We start from the raw sequence: 12,525 nt of genomic DNA, 5'->3' as shown, positions 1-12,525 counted from the left end.
GTCAATAACAATAGATTTGACTTCAATGACAAAGAAAGTAAAAAATATCGCTGTACTTACTTCTGGAGGAGATGCTCCAGGAATGAATGCTGCCATAAGGGCGGTAGTTCGTGCGTGTAGTTATTATCAGGTAGATTGTTTCGGCGTTTATAAGGGGTATGAAGGCCTTATTTACAATGAAATGGAAAAACTGAACGCACGTTCGGTAAGGAATATTATAAATAAAGGAGGAACTTTTCTTAAATCAGCTCGTTCTAAAGATTTTCGTACAGAAGAAGGAAGAAAAAAAGCGTACGATAATTTGGTGAAGAATAATATTGATGCTCTTATTGTAATTGGAGGAGATGGTAGCTTTACAGGTGCGTTAAAGCTTTCTGAAGAGTTTAGCTTTCCAGTAGTGGGAATTCCTGGAACCATTGATAATGATATCAATGGAACTGATTACACTATAGGGTATGATACTGCTTTAAATACTGTGGTAGAAGCTATAGATAAAATAAGGGATACTGCGAGTTCGCATAATAGACTATTCTTGATTGAGGTAATGGGAAGAGATGCAGGAGATATTGCACTTAATGCAGGAATTGGAGCAGGTGCAGAAGAGATCTTGATTCCAGAAGAAGATATGGGAGTTGATAGACTTATAGAATCTTTGAAGAAAAGTAAAAAAACAGGTAAAACTTCTAGTATTATAGTTGTAGCAGAAGGAGATAAATCCGGAAAGAATATTTTTGAGTTAGGAGAATATGTAGAGGAAAACCTAGCAGATTATGAGGTTAGAGTTTCTGTATTAGGTCATATACAGAGAGGTGGATCACCCAGTTGTTATGACCGAGTTCTAGCAAGTAAGTTGGGAGTGGGGGCTGTAGAGACTTTATTAGAAGGGAAAAGTGAGGTAATGATAGGAATTGTTCATAAAAAAGTACAAATAGTTCCTTTAACAACCGCTTTAGGAAAAAGAACACACAAACACGATAGATTAATTAAAGTTGCTGATATTACTTCAGTATAAATATAACCACGTTTTAAATCAAAAACAACTAAATTATTAAGTATGAGTACGTTAAAAATTGGAATTAACGGTTTCGGTAGAATTGGAAGAATCGCATTTAGAATTGCTTCTAAGCGCGAGAATGTAGAAATAGTAGCTATTAACGATTTGTTAGATGTAAATCATTTAGCTTATTTATTGGAGTACGATTCTGTACACGGAAAATATGATGGTACTATTGCTGTAGAAAATGGAAACCTTGTAGTAAATGGTAAAGCTATTCGTGTTACTGCAGAAAGAAATCCTGAAGAATTAAAATGGGATGCAGCTGGAGTTGATGTGGTGATGGATTGTACAGGTATCTTTACAACATTAGATAAAGCCGGCGCTCATTTAAAGGCAGGTGCTAAAAAAGTTGTTATTTCTGCACCTTCTGCAGATGCACCAATGTTTGTTATGGGTGTAAACCATACAGAAGCTAAAGCAACAGATACAATTGTTTCTAATGCTTCTTGTACTACAAATTGTTTAGCTCCTTTAGCTAAAGTAATTAATGATAATTTTGGAATAGAAGAAGGCTTAATGACTACAGTTCATGCCGCAACTGCAACACAAGCAGTGGTTGATGCTCCTTCTAAAAAGAATTTTAGACTAGGACGTTCTTCATTGAATAATATTATACCATCTTCTACTGGAGCTGCGAAAGCCGTTGGTAAAGTTATACCAGAATTAAATGGTAAACTTACTGGTATGGCATTTAGAGTTCCTACAGCGGATGTTTCTGTTGTAGATCTTACGGTAAAAACAAAGAAATCTGTATCTTATGAAGACCTGAAAGCTGTTGTTAAAAAAGCTTCAGAAAATGAATTAAAGGGTGTTTTAGCATATACAGATGAAGATGTGGTATCTCAAGATTTTGTAGGCGAAGACCATACATCTACTTTTGATGCTGGAGCTGGAATTGCTTTAAATGACAATTTCTTTAAGTTAGTATCTTGGTACGATAATGAATATGGATATTCTTCTAAATTGGTAGACCTTTCATCTTATGTAGGTAATCTATAGGGAGTAATATAGTATATTGCCTCGATTTTAAACGTAATCGAGGTTTTTTAGCTGACTGCAACACACACACAACAAACATATTTTTAAAATGATTTTATTAGCTGACGGTGGTTCCACTAAATGTGATTGGATTCTTCTTGATGAAGAAGGAGAAATTGTGTTTAAAACTCGTACAGAGGGTTTAAACCCTGCTGTATTTAGTAAATCTTTATTAGAAGAGAGACTTAAGGACAATGAACAACTTGCCTCTTATCGAAATAAGATAGATCGGGTACATTTTTATGGCGCTGGTTGTGGGACTAATAAGCCAACTCAGATGTTGGCAAAGATTTTTGAGGATTACTTTTCTAATGCAAATGATATTCTCGTTAAAGAAGATATGGTTGCAGCTGTCTATGCTGCTACTACAGAACCTGGGATTGTTTGTATTTTAGGTACCGGATCTAATAGTTGTTATTTTGATGGTGATGAAATAAAAATGACGGTAGATTCTTTGGGGTATATTTTGATGGATGAAGCCAGTGGAAATTACTTTGGAAAACGATTAATTAGAGATTACTATTATAAAAGAATGCCACCAGAAGTAGCAGGAGAATTTGAAAAACGTTTTGATCTTTCTTCTGATAGTATAAAAGAAAATTTATACAAAAAGGAAAATCCAAATACGTATTTAGCTTCTTTTGCAGAATTCATTTTTACAAGTGAGCGTAATGGATATTTTTATAAAATTATTACAGAAGGGATACAAGAATTTGTAGAAACAAGAGTATTATGTTTTCCTGAAGCTCAGAATGTTCCAGTACATTTTATTGGATCTATAGCGCACTTTAGTGAAGATATTATTAGAGCAGCAGTTTGGCCATATCATTTAACAGTAGGTAATATCGTTAGAAGACCTATCGATGGTATTATAGATTATTACAGAAATGATGTAATAAAAAAGAAACCAAATAATGTTTAGATAAAAAAATGAGAGGGAGAAATCAATGATAATGTTCTAATATTATCAAGTTTTCTCCTTTTTCCATTTTCCATAAACTGGCAACAAAAAAGTATCCATCCTTAAAGTCTTCGTAGTCACAACCTACAAAATAATCATCATCATCTTTGATGATCTTTTCGCAGATGTGTTGTTCCATTTTGTCTTCCCAGAAATTTTGATTTTCTTTTTTTTCAATCCAATTAATAATATCTCTTTCTGAGATAATACCTAGTTGAGTATTTTTATCTTTAATCAGTTCGTAAACCTCTTTCTCCTTAAGATATTTAATGAACTCTTTACTAATGATTTCTTCTTTCCAAATTTTTTTGGAATCCCAATTCATTAGATATTTCGTGTTTTCCTTACTTACTTTCACTCTTTTCGTTTGGGGGATAAATACAAAGTAAAAGTATATAATTTTATTTATTAAAATTATAATTTAGACTAATTCTTGTTCCTTTTCCTGGTGCGGAACTTATAAAAATTCTACCATCTATATAATTCATTCTTTCTTTCATAAAAAATAGGCCCATTCCACCTTCTGCATTATTCTTTGGTTTGTTAGGAATTTTAGTTAAATCAAATCCTTTTCCGTTATCGTTTATGGTAATACTTAATATGGATTCTGAACTATTAATAGATATTAGTATGTAGTCTGATTTAGCGTATTTGATAGCGTTGTTAACAGCCTCTTGCGTAACTCGATATAGATTAGTTTCAACTAAAGAATCAAAACGAAGTTCAGTATTCGATTTATCTTCTAAAATGATGTTCTTACTAGTTAGTTTTGTGAGTTCTTTTGCCATTTTTTGTAAAGCAATACTAATTCCATAGTCTTTTAATTCAGGAGGAGTAAGGTTAAATGTTGCTGTTCTAATTCCAAGAATTAAATCTTTAGATAGTTGTTTAAGGCCTTCTATTTTTTGATTTGTTTTTTCAATATTATTTGTGTTTATTGATTCTATATTAAATTTTAAAGCAGTAAGCATTTGCCCAATACTATCATGTATTTCTTTTGCAATTCGCTTTCTCTCTTCTTCTTGGGCTTCTACAATTAAACTAGCATTAGATTTTTGTAATTCCTCCTTTTGCTGATATTCTAAATCATTTAATCTTTCTATTTCTAGTTGTGCTTCTTTTCTCTTAGAGATATCAGAACAAAGAACTAATCTTTCTGCAGTTCCAGACTCTTTAAAAACATTTAATATTGAAACATCTAGCCACATTTTTTTATCTTCACCAGAAACAAATTCAAACTCTTCATTAAAAACACCTCCCTTATTCTGCGATATGAGTTGAAGCAGTCTATTGGATTGAAGTTCACTTAGTTTCATAAGTTCCGAAAGATTTTTTTGATAGAATTTTTGATCTACATTTAAAACTTTAGCAAAACGTTCTCCCAAGTTTTTTACAATTCCTTGTTCATTAACTCTAGCATATAAAAGGGTTTGATCTAATGCTTTAGTAAGTGATATAAGTTCTTGTACATTTTCATTTTGAATTTTTCTTAGCTTTTCGGCATTAGCAGCCATGTTAGTAGCGTTCTTTTGCGATATTAATAGGTTTGAGATTGTTTTTTTAATACTTAAAGCTACCGGTCTAAATAGTAAGAAAAATTCAAAAATTAAAACCAAAATGATGAGACCAAAAATGATATATTCAATTTTTTTAAGGCTTGATATTTTTTCCTGAGCATCTCTTTCATATCTATAAACAATAGCATCCATTTGTTTAAGAAAAAGAGGCTCGTTAAAAGTTACATTGTCCAGATGTGGTTTTAGTATTTGTTGGTTGACAGAGTCATTTTTAACTAAACTAAGTATCTCCGTGCTATTCTCGTAGATGGTTTCAAAATAAGGCTGTAAAACCAAAAACATTTTTTTTATCTCCGTGCTATCATTTTTTCCTTTAGGTATAGAATCATTATATCTTCTTAATCGCTCGTGAGATGTTTTCCAAAGTTGTATAGTAGCTTCTAATTCTTCAATATACCTTTTTTTAGATATGTTATCCGTCGTATAGCTAAGTAATAGAATTTCTTTAGTTAGTTTCTGACTAAGCATTCGCTGTCTACCAGAAATATTAATAATTTTAGAATCATCTATTTGAGAGTTAAGATACCGTTGGATAAAAAACTGTCCGCCAATGGTAAATAAAGCAATCGCCCCTAATGCAATAATGTAAATCTTACTTAGGCGATTAAATGTTTGATGATCTAATGATTCCAGTTTGTTCAATATGATAAAATTATGCGATGGCTTGCTTAATCAAATCTAATCCTTTTTCTGAATATGATATTTTTAGTGCGGCTTGATGTCCTTTTTCAGACATTTTTCTCCAGGTCTTTTGTAAAATGTCTATGACTTTTTCTGAAGCATGTTTTTTATAAAAATCGGTGTAATAAAATTCTAGAAAAACAAGACATATAACATCTTCTAATATTTGAGTGTCTTCATCTTTTTTTAGTTTCTTTTTTTGAATTAAAAATGAAACTCGATCTATAACTTCTTGATTATAACCTACTTTTTCAAGTATTTCTGAAGCCTTTTTTGCGTGAAATTTTTTAAGTTCTTCACGCCATTTTAAATACCCCACACGATCCATTGGGTAACTGTTTCTAGGGATTTCCCATCTACAGATATGTTGAGCCCTAGCTGCTAACTGAAGTGCTTCTGATGCTTCTGGAGTAAAATTATCCAGTGTTTGACTCATTCGTTGTCCATAGACTAATTCTTTTGCAATAGATATTCCCTGAACGATTTCTTTATTAGGATCATTTGCATTTGATGCATCAATGATAGAGAATGCTTCGGTTATTTTTAAGGTTGGCATAAAAGTAATATTATTAGAATACTTGCTAAAGTAATGTTTTTTAGCAATAAAATTCTTTATTCTTCGAAGCCAATAAAAACGTTGTCATTTTCTACTTTTATTGGATAGATTGCAATGGGAGGTAAATCACCATTTAGATTTTCTCCAGTTTCTAAAGAAAAAGTTTTTTTATGAAGAGGACAAGCAACTTTGGGTATCCCGTTATGGTCTCCAATCATTCCTCTGCTTAAAACCATCTCGTTTTTTTCAGGTGATAAGTTTTGGCATGCATACCAGTTGTTTAATCTTTCAAAATTAAATACTGCAATTTGTAAATCTTTATATTTAATACAAGCCCCTCCATCTTTTGGAAAAGCATGAATTGACGCCGCTTTAAACCAAATTTTTACATCTTCTAATTTGATGGTTTTGTATTTGTTTAGAATTTCTTCCATTTAATTTTAATTATAAGCTATTTATTACTTCCAAGGTTCAGGCATTTTTTGTTCTCTTAAAGGGACAAAAACAATATTATCGTCTTCTTCTTTGCTATTTACAAAGTGATTAAAGCGTTTCATTATTTCAGGATCATTAACAGCTTGGGTCCACTCACATTTATACTTGTTAACCAAGGTTTTCATTTCGTTTTCTAAATCTTCAACGATACCGAGCTTATCATCAATAATAACTTCTTTTAAATAATCTAACCCTCCTTCTAGACGTTCTTGCCATGCAGCAGTTCTTTGTAATGGTTTTGCTGTACGCATATAAAACATTAAGTATCTATCTAGATATTTTATTACAGTTTCATTATCAATTTGTTCTGCAAATAATTCTGCGTGTCTTGGTGTAGCTCCACCATTTCCACCTACATATAAATTCCAGCCACCTTCTACAGCAATTAATCCAAAGTCTTTTCCACGTGCTTCTGCACATTCACGTATACATCCAGAAACTCCACCTTTAATTTTGTGCGGAGCTCTAATTCCTCTGTAACGATTCTCTAGTTCAATACCAAAACTTACACTTTCGTCCATTCCATAACGACACCAGGTTGAACCAACACAGGTTTTTACCGTTCTTAATGACTTCCCGTAGGCGTGACCACTTTCAAAACCATGGTCAATTAGATCTTTCCATATTAAAGGCAATTGGTTTACAGTAGCACCGAATAAGTCGATACGCACCCCACCAGTTACCTTAGTATATAAATCATATTTTTTAGCGATTTCTCCAAGTGCGATAAGTTTTTCTGGAGTAATTTCTCCTCCGGGTACTCTAGGAACTACAGAATATGTTCCATTTCGCTGTATATTGGCTAAGAAGCGATCATTAGAATCTTGAATAGCGTATTCTTCATTCGCGGTATCGGCATGAATAGTGGCCATTAAAGAAGCGACGAGTGGTTTGCATAATTCACAACCATGACCACCATTTCCGTGATTATCTAATACCTCATTAAATGTAGTGTATCCTTTTACTTGGATTATTTTATATAAATCTTGTCTACTTAGATCAAAATGCTCACAAACCCCTTCTTTAACTTCTATACCTAAAGATTTTAAGGTAGCATTGGTTAAGTCAGTTACCATAGGTTTGCAACCACCACAACCAGTTACTGCTTTAGTACAACTAATTACTCCTGCAACATCTGTAGCTTCTCCGTTTTCTATAGCGCTACAAATCTGTCCTTTAGTAACACTTTCGCAAGAACAAATTTGAGCTGCATCAGGTAAATCCATTACATCACCTAATAAGCCTCCTTCATCACCTCCACGACTACCTAATATTAGATCTTCTGGTTCTTCAGGAAGTTTCATTCCATTGATATAAATTTGGAATAGAGAATTATAATCAGAGGAATCTCCAATTAAAATTCCACCTAAAAGCTTTTTTCCGTCTTTAGAAATGTTTATTTTTTTATAAATTCCATTTCGTTTATTTTCATATACAATTTCATCAATGTCTTCTTTAGACTGATTAAGAGCGTCTCCAAAACTAGCAACTTCAGTACCGATTAATTTTAATTGCGTAGACATATCAATGGACTCTGGCATTTCTGAATCACCACCTGTAATTTGTTGTACGGCAACTTCCGCCATATCGTATCCAGGAGCTACTAAACCATAAATCATACTATTTAGTAAAGCGCACTCCCCAATAGCAAATATATTTTTATCAGAAGTTTCCATTTTTTGGTTGACAACAATTCCGCCACGAGTTCCAACTTCAAGGCCACATTCTCTTGCAACTTCATCACGTGGACGTATGCCAGCAGAAACAACAAGCATGTCAACTTTTAATTCTGTATCATCAACATATTGTAAGCCTTCGATTGCTTTTTCACCTTGAAGAAATTGTGTTTGTTTCGAGAGGTGTACTTTTAAGCCCATGCTTTCAATTTTAGACTGAAGCATATCACTAGCACCTTTATCAAGTTGTCTCGGCATAAGACGAGGAGCAAACTCAACGACATGGGCATTAAGTCCTAAATTTTTAACTGCATTTGCAGCTTCAAGTCCTAATAGACCTCCACCAAGAACAGCAGCTTCAGTTTTTCCTTGAGCTTTTAATTTTTTGGCATATGCTTCTGTTGCTTCAAGATCTTCAATAGTTCTGTAAACAAAAACACCTTCTTTATCAATACCTTCAATTGGCGGAACGAAGGCTGAAGATCCAGTTGCTAATACTAAATAATCATAGGGATAGATATCTCCTCTATGATTCGCTACCGTTTTATCTTCTCGATTAATTTCAGTAATCATTTCCGAGGTATGAAGATCAATATTATTATCTTCATACCAATTAGCAGTAGACATGCTTAAATCTTCGGAAGTTTTACCATCGTAAAATTCGCTAAGATGGACTCTGTCATACGCTCGCCTTGGTTCTTCACCAAAAACTATAAGTTTGTAATCTGTAAATTTTTCTGATGCTGCAAACTTCTCACAGAACTTATAACTTACCATTCCGTTACCTATTACTACTACCTTCTTCATTAGTTACGTATTTATATATCAAAATTAAGTATTAATACGTATTTAAGTAATAAGAATTACGTAATTATCAGTATTGTAAATTAAGAATTTCAAAATAATACATTAAAAAACCTGCGAAACTGATTTCGCAGGTTTTGAATTATGGTATTGTTATTATATGCTATTGTTTTGGTTTTGGACTCCATTTTAAGAAGTTTGGTTTTACAACTAGCATTGCCCATCCCCAGTTTTGTAATCCGCTAGGATCAGCAACTCCTTTTAGAATTTCCATACTATCACCAGCAAACATCTGAGAGTATCCTATTTTTAAGGTAGCATATGGTAGTATTTTTTGAGTAAAAACTAAATCTAGTTCTGTACCTAAGTATGTATCATCAGTTCCAGCAATATCTTCTGCAGCAGAGAAATAGTGAAGTTTTGCTAATAAACTACTGCTTTTACCAGTTTTGATAACAGCTTTAGCATATATATCTTGTAATCCTACACTATTGGCATGATTCCCTACATAAAAGTAATCCATATATCCATTAAATTTATGATTCGTTCCAAAGATTGGGAAGAAAGAAGTGATCTCTCCATCTGTTCCTCCATTATCATCACCACTAAGCAGTTCTCCACCTATTCCGAATAAAGTTTTTCCTGGTTTATAGGTAACCTCTAGACCGGCGTTATATGCTGATAAATCAACTGTTTCTGTGAATTTTCCAGTTTGTGCATATAAGTTTAAAGCTATTTTTAATCCTTTAGCAGGTTTTGCAACTAAATGTGTACCAAAGGTTTGTCTATTTACAGTTCCATCAATTGGAGTTTGACCATCGGTATCTAAATTCTGATAAGAATTATTTACAAAAAGAAAACTCCCAGAAAATTTAGCCCAGTCTTTGTGCAACCAAGCATAAGCCATTCCTTTGTAATCAAATACAGCTCTTGCATTTCCATCATTATTAGGATCGAATAAAGTATTTATTCTACTTACTCCGTTTTGATTAAAAGAAAAACCAAGATCTAGTTTTAAACCATTATCATTTTTATACTTGATTAATGCAGCATCATGAAATCTTCCTTGCATTGCCCAATCCAATCCACCAAGTATTCTCTGATCGTCATAAACAAGAGCTTGTCTACCTAATTTAGTGGACCATCCGTTACCAAACTTAAAATTAATCCAAGCTTGGGCTAGTGAGAAACTATTATTGTTATCAGCCGCAGCTATCTGGGGTGTATCTCCCCAAACACTTACATCCTGTACACTAAGATATGTAGAAAACTTGTCTGCAGTATATCCAAATTTTAATCGAGAACGTTGTTGTACAAATATAGCTGCATCTACTCCAGCTGGAGTTAAATTACCAAAACCGTGTAAATACTCTAATCGTGGTCTTATATCTGCATCAATACTTAATTCCTGTGCATTCCCCTTAAATACCAGTACTAGTAATAGTATGGTAAAGTATAACTTATTTTTCATTTCTTAAATTTGTTTGGTGTGAGTATAAGTATTTCTCACAGTTGCTATGTTCTTTTCAATTAATCCTATTAGCTGACGTATCAATTGAGTAACAAATCTAAGTATTAATACTTATTTTTAGTGTTTTTATTAGATAAAAATACGTAGTTTTTCTTTGTGGATTATTAATTTATTGATTGTATTTTTGAATTATTCTTATCTTTGGATAGTAAGTAGTTTTTTTATAAAGAGCACGTAATTAAGTATTATAAAGTATGGTAAGTATTGTATTGGTAGATGATCATTTTTTAGTTAGAGATGGAATTCGTTCACTTCTGGAGGATGAAAAGCAATATGAGGTTATTGGAGAGGCTTCTGATGGGAGAGAAGCTATTGAATTAGTGCAGTCGTTGTGCCCAGATATCGTAATATGTGATATAAGAATGCCAGAAATGTCCGGAATAGATACTGTAAAAGAACTTACGGCGCTATCTGTTTCTTCTAAAACAATCATGTTATCAATGCATGATTCCGATGAGTATATTTTACAATCTATTAATGCGGGGGCAGATGGATATCTGCTTAAGGATGCGGGTAAAGAGGAATTTTTGAAAGCACTGTCTACCGTAAGCAAAGGGAATAAATATTTTAGTGGAGATGTTTCTTCTATATTGGTCAAAAATTTACTTAAAAATAGTGATGAAAAGGTAGAAGAAAAAGCCTTAAAACCAATTATTGAAGGTAAGAAGGAGAAGAGTAACCCTTTTGACCTTACGAAAAGAGAAAATCAAATACTTAAGTTGGCAGTGTCCGGGATGACTAATAAAGATATTGCGGCTGAACTTGATATAAGTAAAAGAACTACAGAAGTTCATCGCTTTAACTTAATGAAAAAGATGGCGGTTAAAAATGTATTAGAATTAAGTAAAAAAGCCAGAGAATATGAGATGATTCCCTGACTTTTAGTTTTTTTAATTATTAGCTACATCTTCGTATAAATTAGTAATTTTATTAAAAGATTTTGTTAGCTGGTTTGTAGTAGCAAACATGTCTTGCAAAGTAAAGTCACCATTTAATAAACCATTTTTATTGGTTTGAAATTTTTCCCAATACGACATAACAACACCTAGTTCTTCCTCTATATCAGTGCTGTTGTAACTACTTATTAGTAATTCTCCAATCGTATTGTCAAATTTTTCATAAGTTTCATTCAATATTTTTTTATACTCAGGACTATCTCCTTTAAACATAGTAGTTGCAGTGTAGTATAGACATAATCGCTGTGATAGCATTCGCTGTCTTCCGGATATATTTATTGTTTTTGCTAAATCTTTGTTTTTATTCTGAAAAAATTGATTGTTGTAGTTATAACTGTTTTCTATACTAATAACTACATCGTTACAAGTTTTTAATAAATTGGTGTTAGCTTTTACAATCCTTAAGGAGTTTTGAGCGTCTGGAGTACTTGCAATGATGGCTTTAAAATCGTCCCATAATGTTCTAACTTTTTTTAAGGATAATTTTGTAGAGCTGCTAGAGGCATTTTTAGTAAGTATTTGTAGTTGTTTTTCAAATATAAACTTACTAGAGTTTAATTCCTTTTTTATCGATTGATCATTAATTCCTTTAGCAGTTAATAAATATGCTTTAGAAATCTTCTGTGATAGCATTCGTTGTTTTCCTGAGATATTTATAGCCTTTGCGTAACTAATAGTTCCGTATTTGTTCGATTGAGCTGTTAAATAAGTATTTGATATAAGAGTAATAAGGATTGTCAATAAAATTGTAGTGCTCTTCTTTTTCATAAGTAAGTTTTTACATTGTTATTAAATTATCATTGGGGTTAACCATTTTATAGGGGTTTATGGCGGTTTGGTTTGTAAAAAAAAGTATTTACGCTGTAGAGGTATATTTGCCAAAATACTTATTTTTTTTCGAGAAAACCAAATATTTAATACGTAGTCCTGGAGAATGCGTTTTATTGCATTGCTTAGGTTATGGGATAGCCATATTTATGATATTGTAAAACAGTTAAGTATTTGTTTATCAGATGTTTGTTTTTTTGGTACTACGTTAATGATGTCGTTTTAGATTTTTGATAGTCGAAACTGTTGATTCTATAATTATTAAGTTCTGAAATTATTAAATACGTAATTCTACAGTTAAGTACTTAATAATTTAGCTTAAGTGTTGTTTTTGATAAGTATTAGTACGTAGTTTGTTTCATGTT

At 32.4% G+C, this 12,525-nt stretch carries 11 protein-coding genes; 4 read left to right on the top strand and 7 right to left on the bottom strand.

Annotated features, from left to right (window positions below; translation table 11 throughout):
• Window positions 1-25: 25 nt before the first annotated feature.
• The 3 genes from pfkA to D1815_RS09235 all read left to right on the top strand — a co-directional run bounded on the left by pfkA (window position 26) and on the right by D1815_RS09235 (window position 3,017).
• On the top strand, window positions 26-1,012 hold the full coding sequence (gene pfkA / locus D1815_RS09245) for a 6-phosphofructokinase (protein ID WP_118386707.1): 987 nt from the start codon (window positions 26-28) through the stop codon (window positions 1,010-1,012).
• Between the two features lie 42 nt (window positions 1,013-1,054).
• A complete protein-coding gene (gap, locus tag D1815_RS09240) occupies window positions 1,055-2,056 on the top strand; it encodes a type I glyceraldehyde-3-phosphate dehydrogenase (protein ID WP_027394067.1) in 1,002 nt (333 codons plus the stop codon).
• A gap of 88 nt (window positions 2,057-2,144) precedes the next feature.
• The gene (locus tag D1815_RS09235; RefSeq protein WP_027394068.1) at window positions 2,145-3,017 is read left to right on the top strand and encodes a BadF/BadG/BcrA/BcrD ATPase family protein; all 873 of its coding nucleotides are present in this window, start codon (window positions 2,145-2,147) and stop codon (window positions 3,015-3,017) included.
• A 22-nt stretch (window positions 3,018-3,039) separates the two neighbouring features.
• Here the strand turns inward: D1815_RS09235 and D1815_RS09230 are convergent, their stop codons facing one another.
• From D1815_RS09230 to D1815_RS09205, 6 genes are all read right to left on the bottom strand, one after another.
• A complete protein-coding gene (locus tag D1815_RS09230) occupies window positions 3,040-3,414 on the bottom strand; it encodes a hypothetical protein (protein WP_120650317.1) in 375 nt (124 codons plus the stop codon).
• A gap of 43 nt (window positions 3,415-3,457) precedes the next feature.
• Window positions 3,458-5,275: an ATP-binding protein gene (locus tag D1815_RS09225; protein WP_118386705.1), complete on the bottom strand. Its 1,818-nt coding sequence runs from the start codon at window positions 5,273-5,275 to the stop codon at window positions 3,458-3,460.
• Window positions 5,276-5,285: 10 nt separating this feature from the next.
• On the bottom strand, window positions 5,286-5,870 hold the full coding sequence (locus D1815_RS09220) for a DUF4202 domain-containing protein (protein ID WP_118386704.1): 585 nt from the start codon (window positions 5,868-5,870) through the stop codon (window positions 5,286-5,288).
• Between the two features lie 56 nt (window positions 5,871-5,926).
• Window positions 5,927-6,304 (bottom strand): nitrite reductase small subunit NirD, encoded by a 378-nt coding sequence (gene nirD, locus D1815_RS09215; RefSeq protein WP_027394072.1) that lies wholly within the window; start codon window positions 6,302-6,304, stop codon window positions 5,927-5,929.
• Between the two features lie 24 nt (window positions 6,305-6,328).
• Complete coding sequence (gene nirB, locus D1815_RS09210; RefSeq protein WP_118386703.1) at window positions 6,329-8,848, bottom strand: nitrite reductase large subunit NirB; 2,520 nt, start codon at window positions 8,846-8,848, stop codon at window positions 6,329-6,331.
• Window positions 8,849-9,008: 160 nt separating this feature from the next.
• Window positions 9,009-10,316 (bottom strand): alginate export family protein, encoded by a 1,308-nt coding sequence (locus D1815_RS09205; protein ID WP_118386702.1) that lies wholly within the window; start codon window positions 10,314-10,316, stop codon window positions 9,009-9,011.
• 254 nt (window positions 10,317-10,570) lie between these two features.
• Between D1815_RS09205 and D1815_RS09200 the strand changes: the two genes are divergently transcribed.
• Window positions 10,571-11,254 carry a response regulator transcription factor gene (locus tag D1815_RS09200; protein WP_118386701.1) on the top strand — a complete coding sequence of 228 codons (684 nt, stop codon included), beginning with the start codon at window positions 10,571-10,573 and terminating at the stop codon, window positions 11,252-11,254.
• A gap of 12 nt (window positions 11,255-11,266) precedes the next feature.
• Here the strand turns inward: D1815_RS09200 and D1815_RS09195 are convergent, their stop codons facing one another.
• On the bottom strand, window positions 11,267-12,100 hold the full coding sequence (locus D1815_RS09195; RefSeq protein WP_118386700.1) for a type IV pili methyl-accepting chemotaxis transducer N-terminal domain-containing protein: 834 nt from the start codon (window positions 12,098-12,100) through the stop codon (window positions 11,267-11,269).
• Window positions 12,101-12,525: the final 425 nt, after the last annotated feature.

It is taken from the genome of Aquimarina sp. AD1, assembly GCF_003443695.1.
Lineage (GTDB): Bacteria > Bacteroidota > Bacteroidia > Flavobacteriales > Flavobacteriaceae > Aquimarina > Aquimarina latercula.
Note: the sequence above shows the minus strand (reverse complement) of the source record. Positions and strands in the feature narration are given on the sequence as shown.